Source organism: Paenibacillus endoradicis, from assembly GCF_024721975.1.
Map to the genome: position 1 here is coordinate 73,050 of NZ_JANQBB010000009.1, position 17,323 is coordinate 90,372.

22 protein-coding genes are annotated in these 17,323 nt (G+C 36.7%); 2 read left to right on the forward strand and 20 right to left on the reverse strand.

The features are described 5' to 3' along the window. Positions 1-48: 48 nt before the first annotated feature. The 20 genes from NV377_RS23500 to NV377_RS23595 form a co-directional block, all read right to left on the reverse strand. The gene (locus NV377_RS23500; RefSeq protein ID WP_258203258.1) at positions 49-792 is read right to left on the reverse strand and encodes a YphF family lipoprotein; all 744 of its coding nucleotides are present in this window, start codon (positions 790-792) and stop codon (positions 49-51) included. Between the two features lie 9 nt (positions 793-801). Continuing rightward, positions 802-1,146, reverse strand: coding sequence for a 2Fe-2S iron-sulfur cluster-binding protein (locus tag NV377_RS23505; RefSeq protein WP_258203259.1), 345 nt, complete (start codon positions 1,144-1,146; stop codon positions 802-804). A gap of 16 nt (positions 1,147-1,162) precedes the next feature. Further along, positions 1,163-1,462 (reverse strand): 2Fe-2S iron-sulfur cluster-binding protein, encoded by a 300-nt coding sequence (locus NV377_RS23510; RefSeq protein ID WP_258203260.1) that lies wholly within the window; start codon positions 1,460-1,462, stop codon positions 1,163-1,165. 39 nt (positions 1,463-1,501) lie between these two features. Continuing rightward, entirely contained in the window at positions 1,502-1,681 is a 180-nt protein-coding gene (locus tag NV377_RS23515) for a DUF2768 family protein (RefSeq protein WP_258203261.1), read from the reverse strand. Between the two features lie 163 nt (positions 1,682-1,844). After that, positions 1,845-2,117: a stage VI sporulation protein F gene (locus NV377_RS23520; RefSeq protein ID WP_258203262.1), complete on the reverse strand. Its 273-nt coding sequence runs from the start codon at positions 2,115-2,117 to the stop codon at positions 1,845-1,847. A gap of 68 nt (positions 2,118-2,185) precedes the next feature. Then, the gene (locus NV377_RS23525) at positions 2,186-3,214 is read right to left on the reverse strand and encodes an NAD(P)H-dependent glycerol-3-phosphate dehydrogenase (RefSeq protein ID WP_258203263.1); all 1,029 of its coding nucleotides are present in this window, start codon (positions 3,212-3,214) and stop codon (positions 2,186-2,188) included. A gap of 4 nt (positions 3,215-3,218) precedes the next feature. Then, the gene (gene plsY / locus NV377_RS23530) at positions 3,219-3,815 is read right to left on the reverse strand and encodes a glycerol-3-phosphate 1-O-acyltransferase PlsY (protein ID WP_258203264.1); all 597 of its coding nucleotides are present in this window, start codon (positions 3,813-3,815) and stop codon (positions 3,219-3,221) included. Positions 3,816-3,826: 11 nt separating this feature from the next. Then, positions 3,827-5,149, reverse strand: a complete 1,323-nt coding sequence (gene der / locus NV377_RS23535) for a ribosome biogenesis GTPase Der (RefSeq protein WP_258203265.1) — start codon at positions 5,147-5,149, stop codon at positions 3,827-3,829. 220 nt (positions 5,150-5,369) lie between these two features. Next, positions 5,370-6,008 carry a hypothetical protein gene (locus NV377_RS23540; RefSeq protein WP_258203266.1) on the reverse strand — a complete coding sequence of 213 codons (639 nt, stop codon included), beginning with the start codon at positions 6,006-6,008 and terminating at the stop codon, positions 5,370-5,372. A gap of 124 nt (positions 6,009-6,132) precedes the next feature. After that, positions 6,133-7,347, reverse strand: a complete 1,215-nt coding sequence (rpsA, locus tag NV377_RS23545) for a 30S ribosomal protein S1 (RefSeq protein ID WP_258203267.1) — start codon at positions 7,345-7,347, stop codon at positions 6,133-6,135. A gap of 80 nt (positions 7,348-7,427) precedes the next feature. Continuing rightward, positions 7,428-8,009: a lysophospholipid acyltransferase family protein gene (locus tag NV377_RS23550; RefSeq protein ID WP_258203268.1), complete on the reverse strand. Its 582-nt coding sequence runs from the start codon at positions 8,007-8,009 to the stop codon at positions 7,428-7,430. Continuing rightward, positions 8,010-8,705 carry a (d)CMP kinase gene (cmk, locus tag NV377_RS23555; RefSeq protein WP_258203269.1) on the reverse strand — a complete coding sequence of 232 codons (696 nt, stop codon included), beginning with the start codon at positions 8,703-8,705 and terminating at the stop codon, positions 8,010-8,012. Between the two features lie 335 nt (positions 8,706-9,040). Next, positions 9,041-9,700: a flagellar brake protein gene (locus NV377_RS23560; RefSeq protein WP_258203270.1), complete on the reverse strand. Its 660-nt coding sequence runs from the start codon at positions 9,698-9,700 to the stop codon at positions 9,041-9,043. Between the two features lie 63 nt (positions 9,701-9,763). Further along, positions 9,764-11,110, reverse strand: coding sequence for a germination protein YpeB (ypeB, locus tag NV377_RS23565; RefSeq protein WP_258203271.1), 1,347 nt, complete (start codon positions 11,108-11,110; stop codon positions 9,764-9,766). Positions 11,111-11,182: 72 nt separating this feature from the next. Continuing rightward, positions 11,183-11,338: a hypothetical protein gene (locus NV377_RS23570; RefSeq protein WP_258203272.1), complete on the reverse strand. Its 156-nt coding sequence runs from the start codon at positions 11,336-11,338 to the stop codon at positions 11,183-11,185. Between the two features lie 47 nt (positions 11,339-11,385). Continuing rightward, a complete protein-coding gene (gene prsW, locus NV377_RS23575; RefSeq protein ID WP_258203273.1) occupies positions 11,386-12,081 on the reverse strand; it encodes a glutamic-type intramembrane protease PrsW in 696 nt (231 codons plus the stop codon). A gap of 143 nt (positions 12,082-12,224) precedes the next feature. Then, complete coding sequence (locus NV377_RS23580) at positions 12,225-12,839, reverse strand: genetic competence negative regulator (protein WP_258203274.1); 615 nt, start codon at positions 12,837-12,839, stop codon at positions 12,225-12,227. A 305-nt stretch (positions 12,840-13,144) separates the two neighbouring features. Continuing rightward, positions 13,145-13,468, reverse strand: coding sequence for a hypothetical protein (locus NV377_RS23585; RefSeq protein ID WP_258203275.1), 324 nt, complete (start codon positions 13,466-13,468; stop codon positions 13,145-13,147). 105 nt (positions 13,469-13,573) lie between these two features. Next, complete coding sequence (locus tag NV377_RS23590) at positions 13,574-13,810, reverse strand: hypothetical protein (RefSeq protein ID WP_258203276.1); 237 nt, start codon at positions 13,808-13,810, stop codon at positions 13,574-13,576. Further along, complete coding sequence (locus NV377_RS23595; protein WP_258203277.1) at positions 13,807-14,409, reverse strand: CPBP family intramembrane glutamic endopeptidase; 603 nt, start codon at positions 14,407-14,409, stop codon at positions 13,807-13,809. Before NV377_RS23595 ends, NV377_RS23590 begins: the two co-directional genes overlap by 4 nt. 53 nt (positions 14,410-14,462) lie before the next feature. Here NV377_RS23595 and NV377_RS23600 point away from each other — a divergent pair, with 53 nt between their 5' ends. Next, positions 14,463-15,377, forward strand: coding sequence for a hypothetical protein (locus tag NV377_RS23600; RefSeq protein WP_258203278.1), 915 nt, complete (start codon positions 14,463-14,465; stop codon positions 15,375-15,377). A gap of 219 nt (positions 15,378-15,596) precedes the next feature. Further along, positions 15,597-17,186 (forward strand): phosphoglycerate dehydrogenase, encoded by a 1,590-nt coding sequence (gene serA, locus NV377_RS23605; RefSeq protein ID WP_258203279.1) that lies wholly within the window; start codon positions 15,597-15,599, stop codon positions 17,184-17,186. The last annotated feature ends 137 nt before the right edge of the window (positions 17,187-17,323 follow it).

A 17,323-nucleotide genomic window follows, 5' to 3' on the forward strand; every position in this document is an offset into this window, starting at 1 on the left:
CCAGTTTCCGCAATGTGAAGAAGACTAAGTATTTAATACTACACTATCTTATTCAAAAGCTACTGGATCACCATTAACTAATTTATATGCAGTTGATTTTACAGGAACATAATCAGAATTAGCAATTAGTAATTCTCTTAGATCTAGTTGGTCAGATACGACTAACGAACTATCTTTTTGAAGCAATTGCATAATATCAGATGCATAGTCAATATAGACATTTCCTTTATTGCTAATGAGCAACTCACTCACATTACCAGTGTATACACTCTTAAGAGACGGTTTCTTAATTTTCAACTTATCAAAATCGATATAGAAGATCCCATCATATGCTTCCATACCTGCAGGAATATCACCATTAGCAGAAATATAATCGGTCACTTTTGACTGAAGATCAATGACTTGTTGCGTTAGTAGTATACTTTGAGCTTTCACAATAGGCTCTTCTTCCTCATTCAACACTAAATAATAGAAGTTACCTCCTGATTCAAAAGCTGAATTAGGAATATACTCAATATACTTTTCATCTACTAATTTACCAAAATCAACACGGAATTTCTCATATTTAGCTACTGAACTTTCACTATTATGAATAGGTAACACACCAGAAGTTGTAAGATACTGTTCAACAGCACCCTGTATGTTACGCATAGCCTCTTTAGTTACTACTACTCCAGAGCTTGTATCAGGTTTGGGATACATACAACCTGTCATGATCAAAGTTAGAGCAGTTACCAACATAATCAACTTGACCAAAGACCTTGTTTTGCTTTTCTCAATAATCTTAATCATCTTATCCCCCTACCACAATGAGTCATCTTCTTCTTGCTGTTTCAGTTGCTTAGCAATCGCCGCTCGAAGAGGATCAGGTGGTAACTCGACAGTAACTGCCCTCTGTACAATTGCTTGACATGCCAAACGAGTGCCTGTCTGCTCAAGTCCTGCAAGCTTGCGTCGTTCATTATCTTTCATAGGCGCTAAGCCACTAGAATCAGCGATATTGACTTTACACATAAAGCAAGCAGCGTTACCACCACATCTAGTAACAATAGCAATACCAGCCTTTCTAGCTGCTTGTAGCACCGTTGTACCTGGCCTTACTTTGATCGTTCGATTCAATGGTAAGAAAACTACCTCTGCATCCATAGGGAACACCCCACAATTAGAAATATGTCTTGTTAATCGCGATAATTTTGCCTTCAGTACCTGTAATAACTGCTTGACAACCTAAGCGATATCCTTGTTCAAATTCTTCAGGCTCAAGACGATCCCATTCTGCATCGGTTACCTCATCAAGCAAATCAGCGCCTTCGACAATTAGACAGCGACAACGTGCGCATGTCCCTCTTGTACACGAGTAACTCCAATCTACTTTGTGTTTAATGGCATGATCCAAGATGGTTAATCCATCTTCAGCTTCAACTGTACTTGTTATTGTTCTACCTTTAAGTTCTAATTCCATATGCCCAACCTCAATTCCTTTCGCTCACAACATTATGTATTATATTATGGAAAGAAGACCCAATAAAAATCCGATACATAGCATTATAAAAGCAACAGTCGATAAAATCCCTTTAATAACACCTTTAGTTTTTATTCGTGCAAAAGTAATAATAACTGCAGCAATTGCCATAAGGCCTATTCCTATTAAAGACATCCACATCTTAGTCATTGGATCCATGAAATATTTCCCCCATCTACCTATGTATGTATTGTTTATTCTACATCATTATAGCATCTCTCTAATATTGTGACAAAGCTAGTAAAACAGTAATGCAAAAAAATGACATAGAGTAATGGTCACTTGTGATGAACGCATTATTCTATGTCATAGCCAATCTTTACTATTTAATTAGTATTTTCATTAATGTTTCAATATTTGATGTTTTCATACCGCTTGACTTTATCGTCTTCACAATATGCTCGAATTGTGTGTCGTTCATTTTAATTTTAGCCATATCTGCAATGGATCTCACTAATTTACGAAGCTCTACTTCGTTTTCTAATGAGTCAGGTTGAACGGTGTTAGCAATTTTGCTAACTGAATTTGTAGTAATATTTTTACCTGTTTTTTTCTTGATGGCACTTAATACATCTTTGGATAAATCGTTGGACATAACAAAACCTCCTCTACGATACGTATTCTACATATCATATGAGAAGGTTTATTAGGTTGTGATTTAGATTATTGATTAGGTTCCATTTCATTCGTCCGAACTCTACCCATTAATACTCCAATTGACTTATTAATTGGCTGGTCATTGAACAACACTTCATACAATTGATTCGTAATTGGCATCTCAATATTATAAATCTTGGCAAGATCATGAGCTGCTCTAGTTGTTTTAACCCCTTCGACGACCATGCCCATTTTCTCAAGAACAGTAGAAAGTGGCGTTCCATCGGCAAGCATATATCCAGCACGGAAGTTACGACTATGCTGACTTGTCGCAGTAACGACTAGATCACCAACACCCGCAAGACCGATAAAAGTTAATGGATTTGCCCCCATCGCTGTTCCAAGTCTTGAGATTTCAGCCAAACCGCGAGTTAACAACGCTGCTTTTGCATTATCACCTAAGTCTAATCCATTAATTATACCTGCAGCTAATGCAATAATATTTTTCAACGCACCTGCAACTTCAATACCAATGACATCATTATTCGTGTATACACGAAAATCAGAATTCATTAACGCTTCTTGTGCTTTCTCAGCAATATGTATATTTTCCGCAGCTACGACCACAGTCGTAGGGAGCTTTAAAATAACTTCTTCTGCATGACTAGGACCAGATATTACAGCGATTTCCGAAAGTGGACGTCCAAGCGCTTCAGAAAGAACGACAGACATTCGTTTCAACTTCTCAGGTTCAAAACCTTTCGTTGCATGAACGACGATGGTCTCCGCTTCAAGAAATGGTTTCGCTAACTCAGCAACTGATCTCATCGCACTTGAAGGAGCAACAAATAATACAATCGTAGAATGGGCTAAAGCTTCTTCCATATTTGTAGTCGCCCTTATATTGCTTGGCAATGTTATATTCGGTAAATATTTGTTGTTGATATGATTCACATTAATCTCTTCAGCTTGTTGCTCTGTTCTGGTCCATACTACGACATCGTATTGATTGGATGCCAGTACAAAAGCAAGCGCTGTCCCCCAACTACCTGCAACAACTACAGTCGCTTTTCGCTTGGCTTCGATCAAAGACATAACACTATACTCCTTTCTTACTACCTAATTTGTTCTCAGTTCCATTCATCAGTTTCACAATATTGGAGCGATGACGTATGAATGCAAATATACAAATGACTAACGTCCCAATAAAGTTTGGCCAATTAAATTGTAAAATAAGCACAAAAATAGGTGTTAAGAACGTGAAAATCAACGAACCTAGAGAGACATAACGAGTAAATACGATAGCGAGTATAGCTATTATCCCTGCAATTAATGCAGGAATAAACACTAACGAAGTAAGCACTCCGATAGCAGTAGCGATACCTTTTCCACCTTTGAATTTAAACCAGATTGGCCAGTTATGACCTACAATAGCTGCCAAACCACAAATGACAGGCAACCATGCTTGATCAGACAAGTTACTAGCAACTAATACACTACCCATACCTTTTAATAAATCAAGCACAAGCACTAGAATGGCTGGACCTATACCAAGCACTCGTAATGTATTCGTAGCACCGGCATTGCCGCTTCCATGATTTCGAATGTCGATACCTTTGAATAGCTTTGCAATAACAATACTGAATGAGATTGACCCTACTAGATAACTGATAACAATTAATAATAATGGTACCACACTGTTCTCCCCTAATCTTGATCAGATTTTTTTCTAGAAAAGATGCGCAGAGGTGTACCTTCAAAGTTGAATGCAGCACGGATTTTGTTCTCCAAATATCGCGCATAAGAGAAATGCATCAATTCAGGATCATTTACGAAACAGATAATTGTTGGTGGTTTTGTAGCAACTTGTGTAACATAACTAATACGAAGTCGCTTACCTTTATCAGAAGGAGCAGGATTCATCGCTACTGCATCTGTTACGACATCATTTAGTAGATGCGTTGCAATACGAAGAGCATGTTGTTCGGATACATGGTTAATAACAGGTATTAACTTATGTAAGCGAAGCTTTGTTTTAGCTGACAAGAAAGCTACCGGTGCATACGTCATGAAGATAAACTCATCACGAATACTCTCAGTAAAGTGTTGCATCGTTTTACCGTCTTTTTCTACCGCATCCCATTTGTTCACAACAAAAATAGATGCTTTACCGGCTTCATGAGCATAACCAGCAATATGTTTATCTTGATCAATAATGCCTTCTTCACCATTAATGACTACTAGAACAACATCTGCTCTTTCAATTGCTTTCATTGCACGCATAACACTATACTTTTCAGTATTCTCATACACTTTTCCACGTTTACGCATACCGGCAGTATCAATCAGCACATACTTCTGACCATCAACTTCAAATGGCGTATCGATTGCATCACGGGTAGTTCCAGCTATGTTACTTACAATAACGCGGTCCTCACCTAATAATGCATTAACAAGTGATGATTTACCTACATTCGGTCTACCTATTAATGCTACTTTAATAACATCATCATCATACTCATCTTCTTTAGGTTCTGGAAGTAGAATTGTAGCGGCTTCAAGTAGATCACCGATACCAATACCATGTGAACCAGAGATAGCGATCGGTTCACCAAATCCTAAAGAGTAAAACTCATAGACTTCATCTTGTCGGCCGTCATTATCTACTTTATTAACAGCGAGAACGATCGGTTTTTTAGAACGATATAGCATTTGTGCTACTTCTTCGTCAGCATGAGTAATACCAACTTTAGCATCTACCATAAATATGATTACATCTGCCTCAGCAATCGCAAGCTCAGCTTGCATGCGAACAGATTTCATAATTTCATCTTCACCATCAATTTCAATACCACCAGTATCAATGATACTGAATAATTTCCCGCTCCATTCCGCTGTACCATACAGACGGTCTCGAGTAACACCTGGTTTATCTTCAACGATAGCAAGTCGATCACCTATAATACGATTGAATATTGTTGACTTACCAACATTCGGTCGACCTACAATTGCGATAATGGGTCTAGCCATATAATTATTTCCACTCCTACTACTTTTTATTGTTAGACTTCTCGAAATAAACTTCTTGCAAATAAAAAGTTACTTCGAAAGCATTAACTACTTTTTATTGTTACACTTCTCGAATAAACTTCTAGTAAATAAAAAGTTACATCGTAAGCACTAACTTACTTTTTGATTGTTAACTATTCATACTTTCGTTACCCATCATAGCAAAAAAGAACACAATTGGCTAACTTTTCGTTCTATTTTGTAGTATCTCTATGAAATTATGCCCAATTTTAACCACTAATTCGAATATAAGGATAAATATATACCCAAATATTATTGACATAGAAATCATATCCCACCACAATAGATTACCGATATGGGCAATATATTCTCCTTTTTGTTGCCACAGCAATAATAACTCTGCACAAATTGCTCCCCAAAATACAATTGCACCTAATTGACTTATAGAAATCCCTAGAGCACCTAACAATACTCCACACCCGATCGGGATGTACCAGACAGCAATATTCGCCTCCACCCAAGGCGAATATAATATTATAGCATGACTAATTGTAGATACTAAAGCTAGTAACAAAATATACATTATGCTATATAGTACTTGAGATTTTTGCGGTATTCCCTTAAATAAAAATACCAATTGAAACAGTAGTATAAGTATTATTGAACCGTCTATTGTTAATTTAAACATATTAATATCAAGGGGAATGATCCATCCGAACCAATTCGATATCCATATACTTATATAAGATAAACCGATAAAAGTTACATTAACATGTCGATCCAACCAAGATTTCCAGCCCGTCAAAAACAAAATTAGTAGCATAATAAAAAGCAGTATTGTCCAGTATCCTTCTGTCATGTCGATCACCTAATATTAATATGTGCTATTTATTCATATTTCACGCATCAATAAGAAAAAGCCTTTAACAACAGATAATCTGTTGTTAAAGGCTTTCCATGTTACATAGGTATCTAATACCGTCTTATTTGAATTGACTTAGTTTGTCACCAAATAGTTCAGCAAGAGAGAAACTCATATTGTCACCATTAACACTGAGGTTAGTTTTATCGACTTCATCCATATTAACTTCGATATCTTCTACTTCACTCGCAGGTGCTTCTTGTGTTTGTTTAATACTTAAGCTTATACGTTTGTCAGCAGGATTGAATTCCAAGATTTTCACTTGTACTTCTTGACCTTCTTTGACAACTTCGTATGGAGAGTTAACTCGACGATATGCCAGTTGAGATATATGAACTAGTCCTTCAACACCAGCAGAAATTTCAACAAATGCACCGAAAGTAGTAACACGTTTTACTTTACCAGTAACGATATCACCTACATTAAATTCAGAAGCAATGTTTTCCCATGGTCCCGGTTGAGCAGCTTTAATACTTAAACTAATTTTTCCTTTTTCAGCTTCAACTTTAAGTACTTTAACTAGTACTTGTTGTCCAACTGTAACAACATCAGCAGCATTCGTTACATGTTGCCAAGCAAGCTCAGATACGTGAACTAGACCATCAATGCCTCCAAGATCAACAAAAGCACCAAAAGCTGTAATACGTTGTACAGTTGCTGTTAGTTCTTGACCTACTTGAATCGTAGCAAGCTTTGCAGCTTTTTGTTCTTGATATTCTGCCTCAAGAACATCTTTTTGAGAAAGAATAACTTTATTATTTTCGCGATCGATTTCTTTAACAATAACGCGTAGTGTGCGTCCTTTGTAATCACTGAAATCTTCCACGAAATGACGTTCTACCATTGAAGCAGGAATGAAAGCGCGAACGCCTACATCTGCAACTAATCCACCCTTAACAACATCTGCAACAACAACTTCGAAAACTTCTTTTTGCTCTAGAAGTTTGTCAATATCGTCCCAACCTTTTTCGTTATCAACAAGACGTTTGGAAAGTGTCATCGTTTCTTTGTTATCGTCGATAGAAAGTACTTTAAGTTCCACTTCTTGACCAACTTTAACAACATCAGTAGCTTGCTGAGCTTGAACGGATGATAATTCACGAAGAGTAATAATACCGTCATATTTATATCCAACGCTTACATAGGCTACGTTGTCTTCAATTTTAACGATCGTTCCTTTTACGAAGTCACCTTTCTTCAATGCCACCATATGATCTAGTGCCGCCTGATTGGATTCTTCAACTACAGAATCTTGTTCTTTTACTTCTTCTGACATGAAAATAACCTCCTCAATTCATTACCCTACTTTATTATTTAAAGCTCAATACATTGAAATGGTATTCAGCAATAAAACAACTATACTTTAGCCTTCAGCAAATTAATTTGCTTCATGATTTCATTCGTAACTGCTTCATATTGATCGATGTCATCTGTCGCAGTAACATTTTGAATATCAACGGGCTTACCATAAATAATGGTAGTCTTTCTGAACAAACGATAATCGCCAACAATAGCAGTAGGTATGACAGTCGCCTTACTACGTAAAGCGATCATTGCTGTACCTTTTTTAGCTCCAGCTCCATCATCGCCTTTTTTGCGAGTACCTTCTGGAAATACACCCATGACATCTCCCGACTTCAATAGGTTAATAGAGGATTTAATCGCATCAATGCTTACTCCTCCACGCTTAACCGGATACGCACCAAAAGATCGAATAAGCATACCTACAACAGGTACTTTGAATAATTCTTCTTTAGCCATAAAGCGCACTTGACGTTTTATTAATATACCAACAGCAGGAGGATCTAATAGACTAGTATGATTAGAAGCAATAATTACTGCCCCTTCAGTTGGAATATTTTCTGATCCTACAGCATTGATTCGGAATAATATACGGTAAAAGAAACGAAATATAGCCCGGAATATTTTATATGACATCTATCCCATTACCTCCGCTAGTTTTTTTTGACTTAGACTAACAATTAGATCGGTAACCTCATCAATGCCTATATAACTACTATCTATTAGAATAGCATCGTCAGCTTGAATGAGAGGCGCAATCTCTCTTGTTTCATCTAGTTTATCTCTCGTAGCAATTTCCGCTTCGAGTTGCTCTAGTGGAATATAATTGTCGGATGTTAATTCCTTATAACGACGTAATGCTCGTTCCTGGACAGATGCAGTTAGGAAGATTTTCAATTCCGCATCAGGCAACACATGTGTGCCGATATCTCTACCATCCATAACGATTCCTTTGTTAATAGCAAGTTCTCTTTGTAACTTACTTAGATGACTTCGCACATGTTCATTAGAAGCATAATGTGAAACCTCAGTTGTAACTTCTCTTGTACGAATCAAAGCTGTTACATCTTCTTGTTGTAAGAGAATCATTTGTCCTACAGAAGTAGGAATCAGTTCAATCTCTAGCTGCTCAACCATTTGTTGTAATGTTGATGATTGATTAGCACTTACACCGTTACGCTGTGCATATAATGTAACTGCACGATACATCGACCCAGTATCGACATACACATAGCCTAACTTAGAAGCTACTTGACGTGCTACTGTGCTTTTTCCAGCACCAGCAGGCCCATCAATCGCAATATTAATGCGACTCACTCCATGCACTAACATGCTTTAAGCCAACCCCCTTCAAGTTAAAGCCAAACAAAAAGCAGGCATAGCCTGCAAGTAGAACAAATTATACCATAGAAATAATGGGCTTGCAAAACTAAGGAGTTGAATTTATTTGTTCTCCTTCCCATCGTTCAGTAGGTACAATTCGTTGCCTGATGCTATTTACCTGCAATATTGTTTGAACAATTATGATGACAAATAAGCATACCACGATACATTTAATCGCTAATTTACTATATTGATCAATCATTTTTATGTATTGTTTGCGGGATTTCATAATGACACCTCTTCAAGATAGATATCGTTAATGTATCCCACTTTTTAACTAATATTCATCGATCACGCAATTCGATCTGTTTTTCGAACAAGAAGCGTATAATTCTTTGTCGCTCTGATTCAATGATTTCATGAAATTTCATCATAACGATCTTACGACCAGTTTCTAATACTTTCAAGCGCAAGACTTCTCCAATGAAATTACTATGTTCAATTGTTCCGTTACGATGCGGCAATAGAACCCAACAATCTAACTTTTCAGATTCCTCAAAATGTTCATGTCGATCAATGATGAAGGAAATCCCTCCGCCACCAATATCGTCCGTTTTAAACACAAATTGTTGACCATTTTCAGTTCGCACGGCAATATCAACTTCGATCATGACTCTGAAAAAGTTTCTGCGTTGCATAGAAGTCATTTCATCTTTAGATGGTCTTGCTAATTCAACAAGCGGAAATTCGCCTAACATAACATCGGTTACATGAGTTTCGAAAAAGTGTTTTACACCTGTCGTAGTAATAAAATGAGCGGCCAGAGCATCTCCAACATGTAATCTTTTTACTTTTCCGGTTACTGTGTCAATCGGAAATTCAATTATTAAACTCTCTTCATTTTCATCAGCAACTCGAGCTTTGAATTCAATGACTGAATCCTCTACATCATCAGACTTGAGATGAAAGAATATGATCTGACTTACTTTAGGTACAATCAACATAGCCCCTCCCTCCGCAAGAGATATTATACCACTTACGTACTAGAGGAGCTATATAAAACTTGCTTAATCACTCACTTTTTGATCTTGTTTACTCAATTTTTCTATTGTTTCCTCTATTGCCGTATCACTATTAATGTAAATGCGGTACAAATTATCGTTTATGGTACCTGTAAATTCATAACAAAGCACTTCAGTACCAAGATCACCTTTAATAACTGCCATACGCTGTTCTTTCGTACTCAAATTAGGATTAAGAGCTTGCTTCGCATCATCTAGTGAAACGACTGGCTCATTCATTTGACGATCGCGATGATGTGCAGCGAACTCATTTCCTTGGAAACTGACGATTTCTCCGTCATCTAGTGCCACTTTAACCATTATTTTATCTGGATAAATATATACATCATCTTGATTATAGACAAATGTAAACGTTCCAGTATTACTAAACTCATCATAGCTGACTGTAGCCATATTGTTAAAGCCATGTTCATGTAAGTAATTTTCCGCTTTTTCCTTTGCTTGATCTATCGTTAACTCAGCAGAATTCACATCTCTCATATGTACGAATGAGAGTAATTTACCACCCTTTGCTGAAAAAGTAAGCTTTTTATCATTATCATCTTCTTTAACTAAGGCAGTAAAAGTTGGGTAATCACTTTCTTTTCCATTCTCCGTTACTTCGATCTGCTCTTTGGGCACCCCTGTAAATTGACTTGCCAAATCAACAACTTGCTCCGCAGTAACAGGTACTCCACTTAATAGCTCGATATTATCATCGTTATACATGCTATTAACTGCTGGACCCCAATTCAGCTCAGAATAATTACCAACGCCTTCATTAACGCCCCGAAGACCACTTATGACAGGATTCTCCGTGTCTGCTTCATTAACAGACAAGGCTAGTTCAACATCCATCCAACGTAAGCTACTAGCCATTATGTTTTTTTGTAATTGACCTAACTCATTGGAAATTTCACTAGAGTTTTTATAAAGCGATTGCAGTGTTCCAAACTCTTCATCACTAAGTGGTTGCTTCGTCAGATCACGCACTGCTGTTTTATATGCAAAATTGGATACTCGCGATAAGAAATTATTCGCATCGACAAATGGTAAATAACTTAGCGGTAACTGTGCGATTTGATTTTGTGCTTCACTTGAGATTCTCCATACATTGACTAATCCTTTGCGATGATAATCCATAGATGTTGAGTTCACAGCAAGTGTGTTACCAAGTTGATTATTCAATTGACTTACATAATAAGTTAAATCTCCAAATGCACGCTGGTACTGATTCTCAGCTTTCATTAATACAGTGTTCTTTTCTTGATGTTCTTGATAACCCCAATACATTGCTCCTATGAGTAGAATTGTCATTATAGGAAACAAAACAGCACTTAGTCGTTTATACATACAAAAAGCCTCCTTAAAAACCAATTTAACTATAGTTTGGTTTCTTATAGGAAGCTTTATGCATCATAAGTATTAGATTGGATGTTCTTCTATTTCTAGGTCGTCAATATTATCACAAATACACATTTTGAATCCTGTATCATATACTCCATTATCTTTACGACCTCGCAAGATATACTTTTCACCACATACTTTACAACGAATTAATACTTTGATACGAGTCATCATTTATTCCTCCACATTCAAAACTAATAATGATAGTATGAACGGAATTATTATAAATTAACCTCGTCTTTTGAACGAACATATCTAAATGGCGAGCGTAGATGTGCTGATTTCATTTTTGACAAACCAAAAATCCAGAGTAGAATCATAAATGGAATAATAACAAAAATCCAATCGTTTTCTCTTACAAGAATGATCCAATCATAGGCCCCATGCAATAGAATTGGAGCTAATAACGATACTCCTAAATATAATTTCCGTTCTTTCCCTTTAGAAAATTTCGCTCGACCCAAATAATAGCCCATTAATACACCAAATAATGCATGACCTGATACCGGAAGTAGTGCACGTAAAAACATTACACTGAAATCTGCTGGCATGAAAATTGAATAAAGTATATTTTCAAGAGTTGCAAATCCGAGTGATATTGCTCCAGCGTATAAAATCCCATCATAGGGCTCATCGAATTCGGTATGGTTATAGATCAGATGAAATAAGACAAACCATTTAATACTTTCCTCTATGCCTGCTGATTGAATAAATGCTTGCACATAGAGCCCATCTCCAAGCCACAACTCAATGCCACGTTGCAACACTAAAATTGGTATAACTAATAATATTCCTAATAAAAAGACACGAATAACCATATGAATAGGTTCGGCTTCGTATTTATCTCTAAGATATAAGTAAGTGAGTAAAGACAGTCCTGGTGCAACTGCGGCAGAAATAACGGAAAATAGTAACATTATATTGCCTGCTTTCATTAAGATTGGGAATTTTCATGTGTAGTTAAACTATATTTCTCTATTACATTATAACGAAAAACGAAAAAAAGAACATTGACTTTTTACTGTCAATGTTCTTCAAGTTTTTTCCTGTTAATTAAACCTTATTGAAAGTGAGTACAAATCTGATAAACAGCCTCTTCAGCCATAATAACCTTACCGTATTCTTCTAACATAGCATAAGTTACTGACGTCGCATCACCGTATTCGGCTAGAATCGCTAACACAGAATTAAAACTAGTTGATTCTATATCTGATGGTTCAATTGACAATATCCACTTATTGTTATAGGAAAATAATGTTCCGCCATCTGTTAATTGAGAAGCCTTTAAGGCTTTACAAACCGAAATAATATGCTCAAAGTCGTTAAAAGAATACATGATAATGTCACTGTGCTCCATTGTTACATCGAGATCATAAATATCATCATCTAGATCATCGTCCTCACCAAAGCCATTAACAGATTCACCGCCGCGCTTACCTCGTGTAACAACAACAAACATGCCTTGTGCCGGCATTGCATACACTTCCACTGCTAATGGTCTACCACTTGCCTCAAAGCCAAGCTCTGTATAAGCTTGTTCCATTAATTCCATAAATAGATCATGTAGCTTAGGAGGTTCACGTAGCATATCTTCCTTCTGGATACCCCGCTCCAACAAATCGTCGTAAGTCAGGAAAATCCTTATCTTGTCCTGACCTAATCTTTCGATCTTCATGACAGGATCCTCCTTTGCAGCATCTGACTATAGCTTATGTAAAGAAAAAAGGAATGTTACCAAATTCTTTTTACAATTGCTATATGCATACTTTATCATGTCTTGATCACTATTGCACTAAAAAAACAAAAAATATGTATCGTTTAAATTCATCAATATATAAGACTAACGTCGCATTTTCAAAGCCTTTTACTCGATCATATACTGCCTAATAAAATTAAGTGAATTTGATAATATTATGAACTTTTTCATATTAATAAAGACTGATCCCATAAAATAAGGACCAGTCCAATAATGAACATTGATTAGTGCTTAACCGTTTGAGACTCTTTTGTAATTTCATTAAACTGACTTTGCAATTTCGGATCACTTTCAATAATGTCCTTGATTAAAGTTTCGTTACTGCCATGATCCTGCTTATTCTTTTGTGATTTGTCCTTTGAAGATGACTCCATCTTAGATGAACTAGATGTTCCACTTGCAAAGAGGCTAGAAGCTGCCTTGTTCAACATATCACCTTTCACATCAGACATCATGTTAGTAACTGCTTTAACGGCTTCTGGCTTACGTTGCATCAGGTACATCGCGCCTATCATCCCTGCTACGCCACCTACAATAAAGCTACTCATTCGCATAACTGACACCTCTCTTCTAATATGACTTCTCCTATAGAATGACCATCAAGGAAGAAGCTCATACGTTAGAAACGAGAGGTAAATAGGTGCAAACTTACCTTAAGATGTTGAATAATATTTGTTACCATACCAAAATAAAAAAATGACGAGGGCAACAAACAATATAAATAAAACATTATAATAAAGACGACTGAGTTTGTTCTTACTTGAAGGATGTTTTTTGCTTCGTGCTGGAAGCTCTGTTTCTTCATTTTCACGATCTAAATAAATACGATCATCAGCCTCTTGTTGTCTGTAGCTTCGTGCTGCGCGACTGAACTTTTCTTTCCTACTCATGATTCCCTCCTAAAACGAATCAGCAATCCCATCACAAAGTCGAATATAAAATGAGCAATAATTGGAGCCCAAATAGAACCTGTCTGGATATATATCCATCCTAACCCATAGCTGATTGAGAAAACAAGACCTGTTGGAATCCAGTGTTTCAAATATCTAACATGGATGGTAGCGAAAATAATACTTGTCCAATATGGACCAAATGCATGTTGCATCGCACCTCGAAATAATAATTCTTCACAAAAAGCAATAACTAGTGAAAAAAGTGCGATTTGCCAAATGGCACGTGTGCCAAAAATCCGCTCATTAACGCCACCGTCATCACCAATATCATCAGGTACAAATCTGGATAACACCAAATCGACACATATTGCTACGGCAGCTAATCCGGCACCCCACAAAAAAACATTTGTAATTGATGATGGAATAGATAATAATGAAAACAAATTTTGTTGTTGAAAAATTACCCATATAAAGCCGATAATAAATATTAGGGCTTGAGTTACGTATAAGTTAATTAGCAACATGCGATCATCCAGTTCGTCAACTGTTACTTTGCGGAACTGAACTTTTCTAAATTTGAATTTGAATTTTTTCATCTGTACACATCCGTTCTAAGTTAGATCATTATTTGACATAAAGGAGAAATGAAATGGATAAACGATTTTCAAGAACTGCCACACTTTACACAATAGTATTTTTAAGTATGCTTGTCTTTGCTGTAGTAGCTTTTTTCTATGGGTTAAATCTTGGAACAAAACGTGTCGAAACGAAGTACGCGTATCTCAATGAGGTAAAAGTAGATAAGACTAATTATGAGTATCAACAACAAGAACTCGCTTCCTTCTATCTAACTGTATACTCACCTTACCGTGAATTTCAACTAGATTGGTCTGAAGCACTTCATAATATCTCTAATCGAAAAGTAAGTAATGTTTCTTCACTATATAAAGAATTAGAAGGTCAAGCAAGTAAAAAAGCAATTGAAGCTGCAAGTTACAACTTACAAAATGCGGGACAACTTGGTGAAGCTCAACAAAATTATATTCGAAGCCTTAATCAGTTTGAGAAAGTTGCTGCTGCGCTGCAAAAGAAATCATCATCTATTACGTATGAAGAGATCGTTGAGTTGCTAAAATCAAATGAATCTTATCAAACAGCTGTAACCCAAGCTTTGAAAGGTCAGGGCATTTATTTTGAGACGATGTATCTATGGGCAACTTCGATAGATCCGAACATTCCAACAGATTTCGATCAGAATGTTAGTCAAAAAATTTCAACTTGGAGTAAATATCCGCTCGTAATTAAAAATGAAATTATTGCAAATTATTTAGTGAAACAAAATTCATTTGTTGAATTTTTGCCACATGATTTGACAAGTGCTATCGATCAATTTATAACCTCAGGACAAGCAGAAGCTATGAATCTAACGACTATTGATGGTATTATTACATTATTATCAAATACTGCTGCTGTAAGACCTGGTGACTATAATCTTAATAAGAATAAATTGTATTCACAAGAGTTTCTTCCACAAATTCCTTTCTTCTATCCTAATGTAGAATAAAGTTGAATTTTTGTGAAATTTCACAAAACAGATAGAAAATTCGCTTTTTGTTCGTTCTAGAGCATTGATTTTATGTATCGATTTGCTATAGAATAAGAATTACCGTTATGTTCGTTGATGAAACTCTCGACCCACTGCTTTCATCGGTGCGGAAGAGAGTTTTTCTGTATATACTAATTGCGATGATTACATCGCACATCCAGGGGGTAGTTTGTAATTATGTTTAAAGTACTTGTATCCGATCCAATTAGTGACCTTGGTATTCAACAACTAGTTGATGCTCAAGACATCGTAGTAGACAAGAAACCTGGTCTATCTGAGGATGAATTAGTATCCATTATAGGTGAGTACGATGCCTTGCTTGTAAGAAGCCAAACAACAGTGACTGAGAAAATCTTAGAATCTGGAAAAAAATTGAAAGTTGTCGGTCGTGCTGGTGTAGGCGTAGATAACATCAATCTTGATGCAGCAACGAAACTTGGCGTCATCGTTATTAATGCACCAGACGGTAACACGATTACTACTTGTGAACATACTTTTGCAATGATGATGGCACTTGCTCGTCACATTCCTCAAGCTTACAAAAAGACAACTGAAGGAACATGGGATCGCAAGTCATTCCTAGGCGTTGAACTTCGTACTAAAACACTAGGTGTACTTGGTATGGGTCGTATTGGTAGCGAAGTAGCAAAACGTGCCAAGGCATTTGGTATGAATATTCTTGGTTATGATCCATTCTTAACTGAAGAACGTGCTCAAAAACAAGGTATTACACTTGCTACAGTAGATGAAATTATTCGTAATGCTGATTTCATGACTGTTCATACTCCATTAACTCCTGAGACAAAACATATGATTGGCAAAGCACAATTTGAAGTTATGAAACCTGGTATGCGCATCGTTAACTGTGCTCGTGGCGGAATTATTGACGAGCTAGCACTAGTTGATGCTATTAACGCAGGTACTGTTGCAGGTGCGGCATTTGACGTATTCGAAGTTGAACCTCCAGCAGCTGATCACCCATTCTTGACACATCCTCAAATAATTGTAACACCTCACCTTGGTGCATCTACTGTTGAAGCACAAGAAAACGTTGCAATTGATGTTTCAGAGCAAGTGCTTCATATTCTTCGTGATGAGCCTTTCATGAACGCTGTTAACATGCCTCCAATTCCAGCTGAGGTACGTAAAGTACTTGAGCCTTACTTTGAATTAGGTGAAACTCTTGGTAGCTTCATCGCTCAAGGTACAGAAGGTGCTGTTGAAGAAATTAATGTTAGCTACTCTGGCGATCTAGCTGATGTTGATACACAACCATTAACACGTTACATTGTTCGTGGAATTCTAGCTCATTACCTTGGTAAAGATACTGTAAACGTAGTTAACTCTATGCATACAGCGAAACAACGTGATGTGAACATCGTTGTTCAAAAATCTCGCGTTGCTCATAATTTCACTAACTTAGTGACTGTTACGCTTCGTACGAATAAAGAAGAGCGTTCTGCAGCTGGTACATTATTGTCTGGCTATGGTCCTCGTATTGTTCAAATCGACAAATACAATGTTGACGTTACACCTCGTGGTAACTTCATCCTTATCTCACATAATGATAAGCCTGGTATCATCGGTCGCGTGGGTACATTGCTTGGTAGTAACGATGTTAACATCGCTACAATGCAAGTTGGTCGTCAAGATGAAGGCGGTACCGCTGTAATGGTTCTACGTGTTGATAAAGGAACTCCGAAAGAAGTTCTTACACAACTGACAGACCTACCAGAATTAATCACTGCAAAAGAAATCATTATCTAATCCATACTTTTTTCAATATAAAGGGCTAACGAGATTGTCTCGTTAGCCCTTTTATGTTCCACGATTAACAATAAAATCAATGCCAATTCTACGAAAAAAGAGGTTCCTCGACGGTATTAGCTGTGAATGTCGAATTG

What these genes read in the sequence shown, in the direction of transcription:
- prsW (WP_258203273.1), bottom strand. Translation starts at nt 12,081, where the DNA reads ATGTTACTATTTTCCGTTATTTCTGCCGCAGTTGCACCAGGACTGTCT.
- NV377_RS23525 (WP_258203263.1), bottom strand. Translation starts at nt 3,214, where the DNA reads ATGTCTTTGATCGAAGCCAAGCGAAAAGCGACTGTAGTTGTTGCAGGT.
- NV377_RS23600 (WP_258203278.1), top strand. Translation starts at nt 14,463, where the DNA reads ATGGATAAACGATTTTCAAGAACTGCCACACTTTACACAATAGTATTT.
- NV377_RS23595 (WP_258203277.1), bottom strand. Translation starts at nt 14,409, where the DNA reads ATGAAAAAATTCAAATTCAAATTTAGAAAAGTTCAGTTCCGCAAAGTA.
- NV377_RS23500 (WP_258203258.1), bottom strand. Translation starts at nt 792, where the DNA reads ATGATTAAGATTATTGAGAAAAGCAAAACAAGGTCTTTGGTCAAGTTG.
- NV377_RS23505 (WP_258203259.1), bottom strand. Translation starts at nt 1,146, where the DNA reads ATGGATGCAGAGGTAGTTTTCTTACCATTGAATCGAACGATCAAAGTA.
- serA (WP_258203279.1), top strand. Translation starts at nt 15,597, where the DNA reads ATGTTTAAAGTACTTGTATCCGATCCAATTAGTGACCTTGGTATTCAA.
- NV377_RS23550 (WP_258203268.1), bottom strand. Translation starts at nt 8,009, where the DNA reads ATGTCATATAAAATATTCCGGGCTATATTTCGTTTCTTTTACCGTATA.
- rpsA (WP_258203267.1), bottom strand. Translation starts at nt 7,347, where the DNA reads ATGTCAGAAGAAGTAAAAGAACAAGATTCTGTAGTTGAAGAATCCAAT.
- ypeB (WP_258203271.1), bottom strand. Translation starts at nt 11,110, where the DNA reads ATGTATAAACGACTAAGTGCTGTTTTGTTTCCTATAATGACAATTCTA.
- NV377_RS23570 (WP_258203272.1), bottom strand. Translation starts at nt 11,338, where the DNA reads ATGATGACTCGTATCAAAGTATTAATTCGTTGTAAAGTATGTGGTGAA.
- NV377_RS23560 (WP_258203270.1), bottom strand. Translation starts at nt 9,700, where the DNA reads ATGTTGATTGTACCTAAAGTAAGTCAGATCATATTCTTTCATCTCAAG.
- cmk (WP_258203269.1), bottom strand. Translation starts at nt 8,705, where the DNA reads ATGTTAGTGCATGGAGTGAGTCGCATTAATATTGCGATTGATGGGCCT.
- NV377_RS23520 (WP_258203262.1), bottom strand. Translation starts at nt 2,117, where the DNA reads ATGTCCAACGATTTATCCAAAGATGTATTAAGTGCCATCAAGAAAAAA.
- NV377_RS23580 (WP_258203274.1), bottom strand. Translation starts at nt 12,839, where the DNA reads ATGAAGATCGAAAGATTAGGTCAGGACAAGATAAGGATTTTCCTGACT.
- der (WP_258203265.1), bottom strand. Translation starts at nt 5,149, where the DNA reads ATGGCTAGACCCATTATCGCAATTGTAGGTCGACCGAATGTTGGTAAG.
- NV377_RS23585 (WP_258203275.1), bottom strand. Translation starts at nt 13,468, where the DNA reads ATGAGTAGCTTTATTGTAGGTGGCGTAGCAGGGATGATAGGCGCGATG.
- NV377_RS23515 (WP_258203261.1), bottom strand. Translation starts at nt 1,681, where the DNA reads ATGGATCCAATGACTAAGATGTGGATGTCTTTAATAGGAATAGGCCTT.
- NV377_RS23540 (WP_258203266.1), bottom strand. Translation starts at nt 6,008, where the DNA reads ATGACAGAAGGATACTGGACAATACTGCTTTTTATTATGCTACTAATT.
- NV377_RS23510 (WP_258203260.1), bottom strand. Translation starts at nt 1,462, where the DNA reads ATGGAATTAGAACTTAAAGGTAGAACAATAACAAGTACAGTTGAAGCT.
- NV377_RS23590 (WP_258203276.1), bottom strand. Translation starts at nt 13,810, where the DNA reads ATGAGTAGGAAAGAAAAGTTCAGTCGCGCAGCACGAAGCTACAGACAA.